Consider the following 16,739-nt stretch of genomic DNA (forward strand, 5'->3'; position numbering starts at 1 on the left):
TATGAAGAAACTCCTCGTTCTTTTATTTGCTTTTCAATTGCTTATCGTTCATTCGCAGGTGAAAAAGGATTTGGTCATCCCAAAAAATCCAAAGATCGGACTTTCTTTAGCCGGAGGTGGAGCGAAAGGATTTGCCCATGTGGGAGTTTTAAAAGTCTTAGATTCTTTAGGCGTAAAAATAGACTATGTTTCAGGAACAAGTATGGGAGCAATTGTCGGTGGATTATACGCTTCCGGATACACGGGAAAAGACATTGAGAAAATTGTGATGGACACCGATTTCTATTCTTTAATCAGAGATCCGAAATCACGTACCGAAAGTACATTCTACAATAAATCAGTTGACAAATATCTTTTATCAATTCCTTTAAAAAACGGGAAAATTAATCTCCCCTCCTCTATCAGTTCAGGACAGAAGAATGTCTATCTTTTGAAAGAACTTTTTAAAAATGTTTCAACGATTGAAGATTTTTCAAAGCTGCCAATTCCTTTTATGTGTGTCGCTACGAATTTAGAAAGTGGCAATATGCAGATCTTCGAAAAAGGAGATTTGGTGCAGTCGATTATGGCGAGCTCGGCGTTTCCCTCACTTATGGATCCTGTAAAAATAGGTGACAGCATTTACATTGATGGCGCAATGACGGTTAACTATCCTTCAAAACCTTTAAAAGATAAAGGTATTGATATCGTCATAGGTGTAGATTTAAATCAGGATCTTTCAAAAAGAGAAGATTTAAATAATATTATTTCAATCCTAAATCAGGTTATTGACTTCGGAATTCAGAAAGATACCAGACGCCAATACAAATTTACCGACATCAATATCAAACCGAATTTAAAAGGAATGACTGCTACGAGCTATGATGATAAGAAGAAAATTCTTGACAGCGGGTTCGTGGAAGGTCTGAAATATGCAGATATTATGGATAATCTGCCAAAACGTTCTTTTGACCGTCTCAGACAGCCCGTAAATCCGATTTATTCCAACGTCTATAAGATTGACAGCATTGACTTAATTGGAAGCAAAATATACGGTAAAAACTATGTTTTAGGAAAGATGGGACTTCGTCTTCCTTCGATGCAGACCTATGGAAGTGTGAATAAAGGAATTGACAAATTAGTTGCCACTAATAACTACCGCTTCATCAACTATGATATTGCGACAGAAAATAATATCAATTACCTCAAATTATACGTAACCGAAGATGATGCCAGGCATTTCTTAAAATTTGGATTACACTATGACGAGATTTTCAAAACAGGATTACTGCTGAATTATTCTGCGAAACGATTACTGTTTAAAAATTCAAATCTCTCACTAGATTTTGTCGTGGGCGACAAACCCAGATTTTATCTGAATTATTTTGTCGATAACGGCTACATTCCTGGGTTCGGTTTTTACTCTTCCGGGATGAGTTTTGATTTAAAAGGAAACGACAACATCAACATCGATAAATGGCAGTGGCTGAGAAATGAAGTCTATATTCAATCCATTTGGAAAGATAAGTATGCTGTAGGAGCAGGCTTAAGCCATGATTATTTTGAAGCCGAAATGAATGGCACCAACAAAAGATACAATCGTTTCATCAATCCGTATGTGTTTCTGAAAAGCGATACTCAGGATGATAAAGACTTTCCCCGCCGAGGATTCTATCTAAACGCTGAAGGAAAAGTTATCGATCTCCTGAAATCTGAAGTAGAGAAAAGAGTGGTTCAGGTCAAAGCTGATATTAGAATTAACATTCCTCTCTCAAGACAGTTCAGCTATCATCTTAATCTGTATGGTGGAATAACGATCGGTGATAATCTTCCATCATTCTATCAGTACAGATTGGGTGGAATTTTCGAACAGAATGTAATCAATTTCAAAACTTTCAACGGCTTCTACTTTGCTCAGTTGAACAGCAACAATGTTGCATTGATTTCAAATGATATTCAGTTTAAATTTAATAAAAACTTCTTCCTGAGCGGAAATTTCTCTTTTGCCAATCTTTCGGATGACATCAGTTTCGAAGACGCGGTAAAAGTAAATTACAGTTCTTTAGGAATGACGGCTGGTTACAAATCTCCTTTCGGGCAGATTAAATTCAACTTCAGCCATTCACTTAAAAATAATCAAAAAGGTATATTCAGTGTTATTCTAGGACACTGGTTTTAAAACAATGATACAGTTCTTTTACGAAAACCTGGCAGAATCTGTAAATACAGATTACATAAAATGGCTGGAGGAAATCATTCTTTCAGAAGAAAAAAAATTAGGCGACATCAATTATATCTTCTGCGATGATGAGTATTTACTCAAAATCAATCAGGATTATCTGCAGCACGATTATTATACAGACATCATCACTTTCGATTCTGTAAAAGGCAAAACGATAAGCGGAGAGATTTTCGTATCTTTGCAGCGTATTTCAGACAACGCTTTTACCCTATCCAAAAACTACGAAGAAGAATTAAGAAGAGTCTTGGCTCACGGTATTCTGCATTTATGTGGTTATAAAGATAAGTCTGAAGAACAAGAAAAGGAAATGCGAAATAAAGAAGACTTTTATATTGCAAGATATAATTAGGAGCTATTTCCCGCTGTCCGCACTCGCTTTTTTCTTTTTCAAAGAAAAAAGAGCTCAAACAAATGCTGCCATCGGGGCTAAAACTTCGGTATAGAGGCGATTTAAAGCCCTATTTCGATACAATGTTTCACGTGAAACATTTACACAGAATTTAAAAATTTAAGGCTTAAACAAGCAATTAAAATGATTTCAGAAATATATGATGTAATTGTAGTAGGTGCAGGTCACGCTGGTTGCGAAGCTGCTGCTGCTGCTGCCAATTTAGGTTCCAGAACTTTATTGGTTACAATGAATATGCAGACCATCGGACAGATGAGCTGCAACCCGGCAATGGGTGGAATTGCCAAAGGACAGATCGTAAGAGAAATCGATGCAATGGGAGGTTACTCCGGAATTATTGCAGACAAATCTGCGATACAGTTTAAAATGCTGAATCTTTCTAAAGGTCCTGCAATGTGGTCGCCACGAACACAGAATGACAGAATGCTGTTCGCAGAAGAATGGCGTTATGCATTAGAAAATACTCCCAATCTCGATTTCTTTCAGGATATGGTGAAGAGCTTAATTATAGAAAATAATAAAGCAGTTGGTGTAGTAACTTCTCTTGGAATTGAGATCAGAGCAAACGCTGTAGTCCTTACCAACGGTACTTTCCTGAACGGTTTAATCCACGTCGGAGATAAACAATTGGGCGGGGGAAGAATGGGCGAACCTAGAGCCTTCGGAATAACCGAGCAATTGGTTTCTCTAGGCTTTGAAGCAGGCAGAATGAAGACAGGAACTCCACCGAGAGTAGATGGAAGAAGCCTTGACTATTCTAAAATGGAAGAACAGAAAGGGGATGAAAATCCTCAAAAATTCAGTTATTTAGACAGTCCTAAATTAACCAAACAATTAAGCTGTCATATTGTTTACACCAACGAAGCAGTTCATGACATCTTACGTGAAGGTTTTGATAGAAGCCCAATGTTCAACGGAACTATTCAAAGTTTAGGACCAAGATACTGTCCAAGTATTGAAGATAAGATCAACCGTTTTGCTGAGCGTACCAGACACCAGCTTTTCGTAGAACCTGAAGGCTGGAGAACAGTCGAAATCTACGTAAACGGTTTCAGTTCTTCTCTACCTGAAGATGTACAGATCAAAGCTATGAAACATATTCCAGGATTTGAAAATGTAAAGGTATTCAGACCAGGCTATGCTATTGAATATGACTACTTCCCTCCTACTCAGCTAAAGCATACTTTAGAGACGAAACTGGTTGATAATTTATATTTTGCCGGCCAGATTAATGGTACAACAGGTTATGAAGAAGCAGCCGGACAGGGATTGATGGCAGGGATCAATGCTCACAATAAGGTTCACGAAAAGGATGAATTTATCTTAAATAGAGATGAAGCATATATTGGTGTACTAATCGATGATTTGATTACAAAAGGTACTGAAGAACCATATAGAATGTTTACCTCAAGAGCTGAATACAGATTGCTTTTGAGACAGGATAATGCAGATATCAGATTAACAGAAAAAGCATACAATCTAGGTTTGGCAAAAGAAGAAAGATTAAAGAAAGTTGAAGAGAAAATCACTAAAAGTCAGGAACTTGAAACCTATCTTCGAGAAACTTCTTTAAAACCTGGTATTATTAATCCTATTTTAGAAAGTATTGAAAGTAATCCTGTAGATCAGGCGTACAGAGCTTCTCAATTCTTAACCAGACCTAATATTACATTGGATAAACTGGATGAAATCGATTCGATCAAAGAATTCACATCGCAATTCAGTGATGAAGTGAGGGAACAGGCAGAAGTAAATATCAAGTATAAAGGGTACATTGAGAAGGAGAAAGAAAATGTTGCCAAGTTAAACAGACTTGAAAATGTAAAGATTCCTGAAGATTTTGATTATATTAAGATAGCAAGCCTTTCTTCTGAAGCAAAGCAAAAAATGAACAAAGTCCGTCCAAAAACGTTAGCACAGGCTGGCAGAATAAGCGGTGTTTCACCTGCCGATATTAACGTTTTAATGGTGTATTTAGGGCGATAAATCAAATATGTTTCACGTGAAACATCTACAATAAACAAGGGTATTTAGAGGCTTTAAAACCTTTCTGAATACCTTTATTTTTAAAATACAATAAGAAAAAATGAAAATAAAAGATCATTTTCTTTCTCAGGAAATATTTGAAATTGAAGAGACAGATACAAAAGGAGTTTTTAAAACTACTCCCATTCCATCTAATATTTCAAAATATTATGAAAGTGAAGACTATATTTCGCACCATCAGGATTCTGGAAGTCTGAAAGAAAAATTATATAAATTCTTACAGTCATTCAATTTACAGTATAAAAAAACAATTCTTTTAGACAGGATCAAGAAAGGTTCACGAGTTTTAGATTACGGCTGTGGAGCCGGAGAATTTGTAAAATATATAGAGAATGATTTCAACACGTACGGATTTGAACCCGACTCTGATGCAAGAAAAGCAGCAAGGTCAAAGATTTTTAAAGCTACTATTCTTGATGATATCAATACGATTGAAGATTATAGCTTAGACGCCATTACACTTTGGCATGTATTCGAGCACGTAGAAAATCAGGATGAGATGCTTGAAATTTTCAATAAAAAATTAAAAGAAAAAGGACTGCTGATTATCGCCGTCCCCAACCCTACTTCGTACGATGCAAAACATTATAAAGAATATTGGGCAGCATATGATGTTCCGAGACATGTATATCATTTCTCAAAAAGAGGAATGGAAAATTTAATTTCAAGGAAACCCAATTGGAAAATGAGGAAAATCAAACCTTTGGTTTTAGACTCGTATTACATCTCAATGCTGAGCGAAAAATATAAGAAATCACCACTTTTTTGGCTTAAAGCAACCTTCTATGGAACGATTTCTAACGTAAAAGCATTATTTTCCAATGAATTTTCAAGTTTGATATACATTATCGAAAAAAAGTAGAAAATGGATTTTTAAACCATTTCTGAAAGCCAATTTTCACACATTTCGTCATAAAAAGCAAAAAACTCAGAAATATTTCTGAGTTTTTCATTTTTTATTTTCCGTTTGATCATAGTACTAATTTGAAATACTAAAATTTTTATATTCATTTGAGTTTCAATTTTTCAATTTGTGTGAAATTATGATTTACTTGAATCTAACTTAATGATATTATTTTTGTCGATGAAAAATATCATCAGTTGAAAATTAAAAATTATAAACTCCACATAAAATTTTTAACTGAAATAAATTCATTATCAGAAACACCAATTTTCGGAAAAAATGAATTTCTCAAAAGTAATTATCACAAAAACACAGCATTTTTAAACTCAAATCAAAAATACAACGTTAGCCTAGGAAAATTTTAGATTTTACATTTTTTCGGTAATTGTGAAAGCCATTTTTTTAACCTTTTGAAAAATTTAACCGGAGTAACCTACAATTTTATTATTTTTATACTGAGTGATAAATGATATTAATTGTGAAAATTCATTTTTGAATGAAAACTAATTCTCTAGTTATGGCCCTAAGTATTTTCATTATTTCATGCAGTAATTTAAAAAATGAAAACGAGAATATGGAAACAGAGCAATGGCAAACCTTCGAAATAAGTTCAGACATACAACGTAATGTAAATTTGAAAAAGATGTTATTTGAAAAAGAATTTTCAATTCTATTTGATAGCAATACTCTACAGACTAAAACAAATAATATCATATTTCTGGCAGATGAAAAAATCGACCTCAAGGATACACTAGACATTCCAAACAATTCGTTTGCAAAGAACAGAATTTGCAGTGCACATTACTTGAAATCTGATACACTCAAAATTAATGTGGTTAACTCGGATGGCTAAACCGGAAATGGATTCAGTATTTCAGTTTTTAAAAAAAAATACAAAATTAAATATACTTCATTTTCGGATGCAGGACCTTCAAGTTTCAACAGCCCGGATCTTAAATTCAGCTTTAGTCGATTGATCTTAAATGGGGAAAATTATAAAAAAAACGACAGTAATTACGGTTTTGTAGAATTCAAATGTGTCGATGAAAAGACATTTTCGAAACCTGTTGAATACTATGCTAAAGGATATTTCAGAGCAAAAATACAGGACTATCAGTAACACAAAAACCTCTGAAAAATCAGAGGTCTTATATATTTTAATGTAGAAAATTTTACTTGTTAATTGCAGCAATACCTGGAAGTTCCAAGCCTTCCAAACTCTCCAACATTGCTCCACCGCCAGTAGAAACATAACTTACCTTATCAGCATAGCCAAACTGTTTAACGAAAGCTACACTGTCCCCACCTCCTACTAATGAGAAAGCTCCCAATTTAGTTGCTTCTGCAATGCTTTCACCCAAAGCTACTGTACCAGCTGAGAAATTAGACATTTCAAATACACCGATTGGACCGTTCCAAAGTATTGTTCTTGAGTTTAATAAAACATCATTGAACTGCTCACGAGATTTTGGACCAGCATCCATTCCCATCCAACCTTCAGGAATTTCATAGATATCTGCTTCTTTTCTTTCTGCTTCGTTACTGAAACTATCAGCAATCACAGTATCTGAAGGAAGATACACTTTTACATTGTGCTCCTTCGCTTTTCCTAAAATTTCCAATGCTAATGGCAATTTATCTTCTTCTACTAATGAATTTCCAATTTTACCTCCAAGAGCTTTAATGAATGTAAAAGCCATACCTCCACCGATGATTAAATTATCAACTGCAGGTAAGATATTTTCTATAATGGTAATTTTAGTTGAAACTTTAGAGCCTCCCAATATCGCTGTAACAGGCTTTTCACCGCTTTTTAAAACTTTATCTATAGCTTTCAGTTCATTAGCCATTAGTAAACCGAAAAATTTAGTTGAAGTAAAATAATTAGCGATAACTGCAGTTGAAGCATGTGCTCTGTGTGCTGTACCAAAAGCATCATTCACATAGGCATCACCTAATTTAGAAAGCTTCTCGGCAAAGGCTTCGTCGCCCTTCTCTTCTTCATTATGAAAACGTAAATTTTCTAACAGTAGAATCTCTCCCGGCTGAAGATCTGCTGCAGCCTGTTCAGCCTTCTCTCCTATTGATTCTTCTACAAATTTAATCTGATGACCAAGAACGTTTGAAACTTCCTCAACAATGTGCTTTAAAGAAAATTCATCTTTAACTTCTCCTTTTGGTCTTCCCAGGTGAGTCATTAAAATTACAGAACCACCGTCTTTAAGGATTTTCTCAACCGTTGGTTTTACTGCAGAAATTCTTGTATTGTCTGTAACTTTTAGCTGGTCATCCTGAGGTACATTAAAGTCAACTCGTACAAGAGCTTTTTTATCTTTAAAATTGAAATCACTGATTGTTTTCATATGCTGATTTAATATTTTTTCTTTTTTGAAACCGTTTTTCTGAATTAGTTTTTTTCTGATCTGAATTCATTTGGATTCGTCAATATTTTCTAAATTTTTGTTTCACAAATGTAAGATTTTAAACTTTTGCAAAAGATTCAAAGAGACAAAAGTTTTCAAAAAACTTCCCACAAACCCACCACACACTAATCAACATTAATTTCTTTATATATAAAAAAAAGAATGATAGTTGTTGTTGAGTGTTGTGAGTTTCGGGGATAACTTTCCTGTTAAAACTTCATAACATACAGTTTGAATTCAATTCATATTTAATTAACAACGTAAATGGTTGAACGTCTGATAAATTTTAGACTTACTCACAAATATTAGTAACTTTTGAACAATGGTAAATATTAGTTTCTTGATTATGGAGAAATGCCAGATTTCTGACAGGAAAGTTTTTTGAAGTTTTAGCCGATATATTTGGAGGCAACTTTTAGTAATGTTTTAATTGGATTAGGAAATATTTAGTTTAAAAAAGTTTTCCACAGTTATTCACAATGCTTTTCACACTTTATGAGTAGATAAATCACATTTTGTGAGTAACTGTATATTTCTTTTTTAAACTAATTGTAATACACGGAAAATCAATGTATTATATTAGATATAGATTAAATTCGTTTTTTTGACAAATGAAAATTTTGCATTTTCGATCATCTGAGTTTGAAGGGAAACAATTTTTTAATCATTTCAAATGAGTGAAAAACGATTTCTGCAGTTGAAAATTTAAAGATGAATGCTTACCTCCTAATAAGGCTGTTAAAATTTTATCTTTTTGTCTAATCTTAAATATTGATATAAATCGTACTGAACAGAGAAGATTATTTCGGATTTAACGTAACTTTGTATGAAGATTTTAATAACAATAGATATACAGTAGAAATGAAAAGAAAAATAGCTATTGCCGCAGACCATGCAGGTTTTGAGTATAAAGAAATTCTGAAAAAACATTTGGAAGAAAACTTTGAAGTTCAGGATTTTGGAACTTTTTCTACAGACAGCGTTGATTATCCGGATTTTGTGCATCCTGCTGCGACATCAGTAGAGAATGGCGAAAATGAACTGGGAATTTTAATCTGCGGAAGTGGAAACGGAGTGCAGATTACTGCCAACAAGCATCAGAAAATCAGATGTGCATTGTGTTGGATGCCAGAAATTGCTGAACTGGCAAGACAGCATAATGATGCAAATATGATTTCTATCCCTGCGCGATTTATTTCTAAGGAAGTTGCTATTGAAATTGCAAACAGATTTCTTTCTACAGATTTTGAAGGTGGAAGACACCAGACAAGAGTTGATAAAATAGCATTCTGCTAAAACATAAAGGCTTGTAATTCAGTTTGCAAGCCTTATTTATTTTTTATTTCTTATATTTGCATCATCAGACAGAAATTACCAATCTGTTTATTCCATTCTAATGCCTGAAAATAATTTAGATATTTATTGAAAGGTTTTCCTCCCACTTCTCCTTTTTTGTATTAAATTTATACAACTAAAATTTTCATTTTAAGCGAAAATTTCATTTAAAAAAATAAAAACTACAGAGTAATTTACCGTATAAAAGTGATTCCATAACTGTAGAGTGTAGAACATCAATGTTAGAAAATTCTCAAATAAAATTCATTTCTGAAATTAAAACTAAAGTAAGAAATGCACAGTACGAAGCGATGAAGGCGGTGAATGTTGCCTTGATCAGCCTGTATTGGGAGATTGGGAAATCAATATCGGAGAGCCAGACAGAAAACTGGGGAAAATCTGTTGTAGCTACATTATCTAATGAATTGCAAAAAGAATTTCCTGGAGTTGGAGGTTTTTCGGTTGGAAATTTGTGGTTGATGGCTCAGTTTTATTCTGAATATCAGTCAGATATAAATCTCGTACCATTGGTACGAGAAATTAGCTGGACTAAACATATTACAATTTTAAAAAAATGTAAGGATCCAAAAGAAAGAGAGTTTTATATTCTTTCCACCAGAAAATTTGGTTGGACAAAAAATGTTCTCATTCACCAGATTGAAAATAAAACATTTGAAAAATATCTTGTCAACCAAACCAATTTTGATGAGACTTTACCTGAGAAGATAAAAAATCAAGCAATTCTCTCAGTCAAAGACGAATATATTTTTGATTTTCTGGGGATTGAAGAAGAACATTCTGAAAAAGAATTAGAAATTAAATTAATTCAAAATATCCGAGGATTTCTACTTGAGCTCGGCAGTGATTTTTCTTTCATCGGAAACCAGTATAAAGTTGCTGTGTCTGACAAAGAATATTTCATTGACCTATTGCTGTTTCATCGGAGGCTACAAAGTCTTGTTGCGATAGAATTGAAAGTAGGGGAATTTTTACCGGAATATAAAGGTAAGATGGAATTTTATCTGAATCTTCTGAATGACAAAGTAAAATTGTCCCACGAGAATGAAGCTATTGGGATTATTATTTGCAAAAGTAAAGACCGTACCATCGTAGAATATTCATTGAAATCAAGCAATTTGCCAATAGGAATTGCTACGTATTCAACCTCAGAAAAGCTTCCAAAAAATTATCAAAAGCTATTACCAAATAATGAAGAATTATCAGAGAAATTTGATAATTATATTAAAAATTTAAAAGAATAAAATGCCAAAAAAAAATAAATACATAAGTCAGAAAAATGACTCAAAACTCATGGAAATAGGAAGATTAATTCTCCGTTTCATGAATCAGAACCAAACAAAAATTTATAACTACAAACAGATTTCAGACGGAATTGATTATAAAAATCCGAGACAGCGTGAGTTGGTGATCCAATCTTTGCACAAGCTTTTGGCGAATCAGAGAATCAAGGAAACTGAGAAAGGTAAATTCAGCATTAATCTTAATATTGAAGGAACTTTGACGGGTGTGATCGACTTTAATCAAAGTGGAAATGCCTATGTTACTGTTGAGAATTTGAAAGACGATGTTTTCGTTCATGCTAAAAACGTGAAAGACGCTTTACAGGGAGATAAAGTACTGATCGTAACCTACAATTTTAAAGGTAAAAAAATGGAAGGCTCTGTGCTTGAAGTTTTAGAAAGAAACCGTACAGAGTTTGTAGGAACTTTCCAATTGGTACCCCACAAGGAATTCGGATTTGTAGTTTGTGACAAAAAAACAATTAACACTGATATTTTTATACCAAAAGGTAAAATTAACGGTGCAGAAAACGGCGATAAAGTCGTTGTAAAAATGCTGGAATGGAAAGCGGGAGACAAAAATCCTGACGGTGAAATTATAAAAGTTCTCGGCGCACCAGGCGAGCACGAAACAGAGATTCACTCTATATTGGCAGAATATGGCTTACCATACAATTTCCCTGAAGAAGTGGAATCAGATGCCGATAAAATCGACCGAAGAGTGACGGATGAAGAAGTTGCAAAGCGTAGAGATATGCGTAAAATCTGCACATTCACAATTGATCCGAAAGATGCAAAAGACTTTGATGATGCCCTGTCAATACAAAAACTGGAAAACGGAAACTGGGAAATCGGGGTACATATCGCCGACGTTTCTCACTATGTAGTTCCGGGAACGATGCTGGATGATGAAGCGTATGAAAGAGCAACTTCTGTGTATTTGGTGGACCGTGTGGTGCCGATGTTACCTGAGGTTTTGAGTAATGATGTCTGTTCTTTACGTCCAAACGAAGATAAATTTACATTTTCTGCAGTTTTTGAGATGAACGATAAAGCGGAAGTGGTAAAAGAATGGTTCGGTAGAACTGCGATTCATTCAGACAGAAGATTCACCTACGAAGAAGCTCAGGAAAGAATCGAGACTCAGGAAGGCGATTTAACAGAAGAAATTCTAACGCTTGACAGACTGGCAAAAATTATGCGTGACCAGAGAATAAAAAATGGTGCGATTACTTTTGACAGAAGCGAAGTTCGATTTAATTTAAATGAAAAAAGCGAGCCGATTGGGGTTTATTTTAAAGTCAGCAAAGACTCAAATCATTTAATTGAAGAATTCATGCTTTTGGCGAACAGAAAAGTTTCCGAATTTGTTTCGCTTAAAAAAGGAAGACCTAACGGAAATACCTTTATTTATAGAGTTCACGATGATCCGGATCCTGCAAAATTAGAGGCTTTGAGAGATTTTGTTTCAACTTTCGGATATAAAATGGATTTGGCCAACACCAAAAAAGTTGCCGAATCTCTGAATAATTTACTTTCTGAAGTTAAAGGAAAAGGGGAAGAAAACATGATTGAAACTTTGGCGATGCGAAGTATGAGTAAAGCAGTTTACTCTACCGAACCGATTGGTCATTATGGTCTTGGGTTCGACTATTATTCGCACTTTACCTCTCCTATCCGTCGTTATCCCGATTTATTGGCGCACAGATTACTTCAGCATTATCTGGATGGCGGAAAATCTCCGGATAGAAATGAACTGGAAGAAAAAGCAAAGCATTGCAGTGCAAGAGAACGTTTGGCAGCCGATGCAGAAAGAGACTCGATCAAATTTATGCAGGTAAAATTCATGGAAAAGCATTTGGGAGAAACCTTCACAGGTGTTATTTCCGGAGTGGCTGAGTTTGGTTTCTGGGTACAAATTCCTGAAAACGGCGCTGAAGGTCTGATTAAATTACGTGATCTGATGGATGATTCTTACACGTATGATAAGTCTACACATGCAGTTTACGGTTCAAGAACAGGCAGAAGATTTCAGTTGGGTGAAGAAGTTCAGATTAAAGTAGTGAAAGCCAATTTAATTCAAAAGCAACTGGATTTTAAGATTGTTGATTAAATTTCAATATAGAATTAATAAAAGACTGTCCTATGTGGCAGTCTTTTTAGTTTAAAAAAGTTTTTAAAATACAATTTCTGCTTAAAAAAATCATTTTTGCGGGCAAATAGAAATATAATTTTTAAATTTGGGATAGAAACAATTTGAATGTTTGAACTTGTATTATCGGCCGTGGGTCTGGGCTTTATGTTAAGCTTGGTTTTCATTGGTCCTATTTTTTTCCTCTTAATTGAAACCAGTTTTACAAGAGGTCCCAGACATGCTTTAGCACTAGATTTTGGTGTCATCACAGCAGATTTATTGTGCATTATAGCAGCATATTACGCGAGTGCAGACATCGTTAATCTTATCGATAAACACCCTGGTTTTTATAGAATCACATCCATTCTTATTCTTTCCTACGGTATTGTTATGTTGGTCACCAAAACCAAAATGCATTTGCCTGGAGAAGAAAAAATTATCAGTCAGAATTATTTTAGAACCTTCCTCAACGGTTTTCTTTTAAATCTTTTGAATGTGGGAGTTGTCCTTTTTTGGCTGGTAACCGTCATAGGAGTAAGAAATCAATATCCTGATACAGGAAATATGATTCTTTACCTCGGATTAGTTCTTGCTACCTATCTGATGATTGATTTTATGAAGATCTTTCTGGCCAAACAGTTTCATGACAGATTAACTCAAAAATTAGCCAATAATATCAGACGAGGAGTAGGATGCGTTTTGATTTTATTTAGTTTTTTTATTTTCCTCCAAAGTTTCAAAAAATTTAATCAATTTGATAAAAAGCTGGAAGAAGCAGAAAAGAAAGAATTAAAATATAAGAAAAGTCACTGATCAATTTAATTCAATTAAAAACATCAATTACAATCGCAGTGACTTAAAGAAATAAGTATTCACAACGTTTTAGCGATTGCAGATGATTTATAAAAAACAACAAAAATACAGATGAAAAAAATATTTCCAAAATCACTTAAGAAAGGCGATAAAATTGCCGTTATTTCTCCTGCCGGAGCAGTGGAACCTTCTCAGCTTGAAAAGGGAATAAATTTGATAAAAAGCAAAGGTTTTGAACCTGTTTTGGGCGAAAATCTTTACACCAAATATTCGAACGGATACAATTATGCCGGAACTGAAGAACAGAGAACGAAAGATATTAATTGGGCTTTGAATGATCCTGAAATTTCTGCAATCTGGGCGTCAAGAGGTGGTTATGGCTGTCAGCATTTAATTGAAAACTTAAATTTAAAACAATTTAGCAAAAATCCAAAGTGGTACATTGGATATTCTGATAATACAGTGATCCAAAGTTATTTACTGAAAAAGGGTTTTGCCTCTATTCACGGACAAACTGTTAAAACTTCAAGTTTCGGAGTGACTGATGAAAGTTATGACTTAACGTTTAATATTCTTAAAGGTAAACCTTTAAAATACACTTTGAAATCAAATCATTATAACAAAGAAGGAAATGTAGAAGGTGAACTGGTTGGCGGAAATTTAGCCTTAGTTTATGCGCTTTTAGGAACCAAATATTCTTTTGACTTTAAAGATAAAATTTTATTTATAGAAGATATTGGCGAAAATTTCTATGCGCTAGACAGAATGATGATGAGCCTGGAAATGGCAGGAGTCTTCACAAAAATAAGTGGTTTAATCATCGGTGGAATGACGAATATGGGTGACGAAAAAGAAAATAAGCAGTACGAGGAAAGTTTTGATGAGTTTGCTTACAAATTAATTTCAGACAGAATTTCAAAATATAGCTTCCCTACTGTTTTTGCTTTTCCGAATGGGCATATTCACAATAATATTCCTTTGATCTTAGGAGCAGAAGTTTCTCTTAAAGCCGGAAAAAATGTATCATTAACCTTTAAATAAAATAATGTTTTACTCAAAATTTATACTAGCATTTTCTCTGATTCTGGCCGGAATTATACACTTTGTAAAGCCACAGATTTTCATGAAAATTATGCCAGACTACATTCCGATGCATCTGCAGATGGTGTACATCAGTGGCGCGGTAGAAATTTTGTGTGGAACTCTCCTTCTATTTCCGGAAACTCAAAAGCTTGGAGCGTACCTTTGTATCGCATTATTTATTGCAGTTTTTCCTGCAAATATAGAGATGGCAAGAAAGTTTTATCTGATTCATCACAAATATTTTTGGCTCACCGTTTTGAGACTTCCGTTGCAGATCGTTTTGATCTGGTGGGCGTATCAATTCAGAAAGTAACGGAATTTAGTAGTATCATTTGAGAGCGTCGCATCCTTCATTTCATGTAAAACCAATATTTTCAAACCTTAATTCCCATACAAAATAATGGCAGATCACAATGAACTTGGCAAGCAGGCAGAAGATTTAGCCGCGGATTATTTAATAAAAAACGGCTACAGAATTTTGGTGCGGAATTTCCGTTATCAGAAAGCTGAAATTGATATTATTTCTGAAAAAGATAATGTAATTATTGTAACAGAAGTGAAAGCCAGATCAACCGATTTTTTTATTCTCCCGCAGGAAGCTGTTACAAAAGGGAAAATAAAACTGATCGTCACGGCAGCCAATCATTTCATGGAAAAATTTAACAGCGATCAGGAAGTAAGATTTGACATTATTTCCGTCCTTCCAGACCAAAAAGGAAATTTAGAAATAGAACATATACCGGATGCTTTTCAGGCATTCGATGCAAATTAGCGAATGGCTAATGGCAGCTGGCTATTAGCAATTGATAGCCAATAGCCAAAAGCTATTAGCCAAAAGCAAAAAAAGATTATGAAAACAATACTCATCACCGGAGCCACTTCCGGAATTGGAAAAGCCACTGCAGAACTTTTTGCAAAACAGGGAAACAGGATCATTATCTGCGGAAGAAGATCTGAGGTTTTAGAATCTGTGAAAACAGAATTATCAGCTTATACCGAAATATTTAGTTTAAAGTTTGATGTTAGAAATTTAGAAGAAGTTGAAACAGCAATTGCTTCGCTTCCTGAAGAATGGAAAAATATTGACGTTCTCATCAACAATGCAGGAAATGCGCACGGTTTAGAGCCGTTATCGGCAGGAAGTACACATGACTGGGACTCGATGATCGATGGAAATGTGAAAGGACTTTTATATGTCTCAAAAACGCTGATCCCTATGATGAAGGAAAGAAGTTCGGGGCAGATTATCAACATCAGTTCTGTGGCTGCAAGGCAGACCTATGCCAATGGTGTGGTGTACTGTGCGACTAAAAAAGCAGTCGACGTTATTTCTGAAGGAATGAGAATTGAGCTCACAGAATTCGGAATCAGAGTGACCAATATCCAGCCGGGCGCTGTAGAGACAGATTTTTCTCTGATCAGATTTAAAGGTGATCAGGAAAGAGCAGCGACAGTCTATGCCGGATACGAAGCTCTAAAGGCTCAAGATATCGCCGATGCAATTGCCTACTGTGTAAATGCACCGCAGCATGTCACGGTTTCAGATATGACGATCTATCCGAGCGCTCAGAGTGAACCGAGAACGATCTATAGAAAAGGGTAAGTTGAAAATTTTTTAATTTGAAAATTTGAAAATGAGTATTCTTTATTTCTTTTTTCAGCTGTTTTTTGTTTTTGGATATTCTCAACAATATTCAAGGCAGGAAAAGCAATTGCTTTCTCAAGCAAATAGATTGGATTCTTTAATGCAGAATAATGACTCTAAGATTTTAGATTTCTTTGAAAAGGATGTTTCTTTCGCTCATTCTAACGGCTGGATTCAGAATCTGGATGATTTTAAAAAAGATTTTTCTTCTAAAAAAGTTGTTTATAAAGAAATCAAACAAACAGGAGTTTCAGAAATCAAAAAATTTAAAAATACATTCAGCGTCCGAAGAAAAATTAAAGTGACAGGGTTTTATAAAAGTGAACTTTTTGAAATGAATTTATCGCTTCTCGAAATTTGGATTAAAAACAAGTTTCAATGGAAATTGTGGAGCCGGCAAAGTGTGGAAATAAAGCTATAAATTT

Annotated in this window: 15 protein-coding genes; 14 read left to right on the forward strand and 1 reads right to left on the reverse strand. The window is 34.5% G+C overall.

The features are described from left to right. The first annotated feature begins 1 nt into the window (after position 1). From OMO38_RS04625 to OMO38_RS04645, 5 genes are all read left to right on the forward strand, one after another. Complete coding sequence (locus OMO38_RS04625; RefSeq protein WP_264749045.1) at positions 2-2,158, forward strand: patatin-like phospholipase family protein; 2,157 nt, start codon at positions 2-4, stop codon at positions 2,156-2,158. A gap of 4 nt (positions 2,159-2,162) precedes the next feature. After that, a complete protein-coding gene (gene ybeY, locus OMO38_RS04630; RefSeq protein ID WP_264749046.1) occupies positions 2,163-2,570 on the forward strand; it encodes an rRNA maturation RNase YbeY in 408 nt (135 codons plus the stop codon). A 183-nt stretch (positions 2,571-2,753) separates the two neighbouring features. Further along, the gene (gene mnmG, locus OMO38_RS04635; protein WP_264749047.1) at positions 2,754-4,616 is read left to right on the forward strand and encodes a tRNA uridine-5-carboxymethylaminomethyl(34) synthesis enzyme MnmG; all 1,863 of its coding nucleotides are present in this window, start codon (positions 2,754-2,756) and stop codon (positions 4,614-4,616) included. Between the two features lie 100 nt (positions 4,617-4,716). Further along, positions 4,717-5,538, forward strand: a complete 822-nt coding sequence (locus OMO38_RS04640) for a class I SAM-dependent methyltransferase (RefSeq protein ID WP_264749048.1) — start codon at positions 4,717-4,719, stop codon at positions 5,536-5,538. 538 nt (positions 5,539-6,076) lie between these two features. After that, complete coding sequence (locus OMO38_RS04645; protein ID WP_264749049.1) at positions 6,077-6,433, forward strand: hypothetical protein; 357 nt, start codon at positions 6,077-6,079, stop codon at positions 6,431-6,433. Between the two features lie 319 nt (positions 6,434-6,752). On the opposite strand, the gene OMO38_RS04650 is transcribed toward OMO38_RS04645, so the two are convergent. After that, positions 6,753-7,943 (reverse strand): phosphoglycerate kinase, encoded by a 1,191-nt coding sequence (locus OMO38_RS04650; protein ID WP_264749050.1) that lies wholly within the window; start codon positions 7,941-7,943, stop codon positions 6,753-6,755. A gap of 921 nt (positions 7,944-8,864) precedes the next feature. On the opposite strand from OMO38_RS04650, the gene rpiB reads away from it, so the two are divergent. The 9 genes from rpiB to OMO38_RS04695 all read left to right on the forward strand — a co-directional run bounded on the left by rpiB (position 8,865) and on the right by OMO38_RS04695 (position 16,735). Further along, on the forward strand, positions 8,865-9,299 hold the full coding sequence (rpiB, locus tag OMO38_RS04655; protein WP_264749051.1) for a ribose 5-phosphate isomerase B: 435 nt from the start codon (positions 8,865-8,867) through the stop codon (positions 9,297-9,299). Between the two features lie 278 nt (positions 9,300-9,577). Beyond that, positions 9,578-10,600: a PDDEXK nuclease domain-containing protein gene (locus tag OMO38_RS04660; protein ID WP_264749052.1), complete on the forward strand. Its 1,023-nt coding sequence runs from the start codon at positions 9,578-9,580 to the stop codon at positions 10,598-10,600. A 1-nt stretch (position 10,601) separates the two neighbouring features. Next, positions 10,602-12,752 carry a ribonuclease R gene (gene rnr, locus OMO38_RS04665; RefSeq protein WP_264749053.1) on the forward strand — a complete coding sequence of 717 codons (2,151 nt, stop codon included), beginning with the start codon at positions 10,602-10,604 and terminating at the stop codon, positions 12,750-12,752. Positions 12,753-12,899: 147 nt separating this feature from the next. Continuing rightward, positions 12,900-13,586, forward strand: coding sequence for a LysE family translocator (locus OMO38_RS04670; protein WP_264749054.1), 687 nt, complete (start codon positions 12,900-12,902; stop codon positions 13,584-13,586). Positions 13,587-13,697: 111 nt separating this feature from the next. After that, the gene (locus OMO38_RS04675) at positions 13,698-14,627 is read left to right on the forward strand and encodes a S66 peptidase family protein (RefSeq protein WP_264749055.1); all 930 of its coding nucleotides are present in this window, start codon (positions 13,698-13,700) and stop codon (positions 14,625-14,627) included. Positions 14,628-14,631: 4 nt separating this feature from the next. Further along, positions 14,632-14,982 carry a DoxX family protein gene (locus OMO38_RS04680; protein ID WP_264749056.1) on the forward strand — a complete coding sequence of 117 codons (351 nt, stop codon included), beginning with the start codon at positions 14,632-14,634 and terminating at the stop codon, positions 14,980-14,982. Between the two features lie 87 nt (positions 14,983-15,069). Further along, positions 15,070-15,441, forward strand: coding sequence for a YraN family protein (locus tag OMO38_RS04685; protein WP_264749057.1), 372 nt, complete (start codon positions 15,070-15,072; stop codon positions 15,439-15,441). Between the two features lie 78 nt (positions 15,442-15,519). Further along, complete coding sequence (locus OMO38_RS04690; RefSeq protein ID WP_264749058.1) at positions 15,520-16,272, forward strand: SDR family NAD(P)-dependent oxidoreductase; 753 nt, start codon at positions 15,520-15,522, stop codon at positions 16,270-16,272. A gap of 31 nt (positions 16,273-16,303) precedes the next feature. After that, positions 16,304-16,735, forward strand: a complete 432-nt coding sequence (locus tag OMO38_RS04695; protein WP_264749059.1) for a hypothetical protein — start codon at positions 16,304-16,306, stop codon at positions 16,733-16,735. The last annotated feature ends 4 nt before the right edge of the window (positions 16,736-16,739 follow it).

The organism is Chryseobacterium kimseyorum (genome assembly GCF_025971945.1).
Classification (GTDB): domain Bacteria; phylum Bacteroidota; class Bacteroidia; order Flavobacteriales; family Weeksellaceae; genus Chryseobacterium; species Chryseobacterium kimseyorum.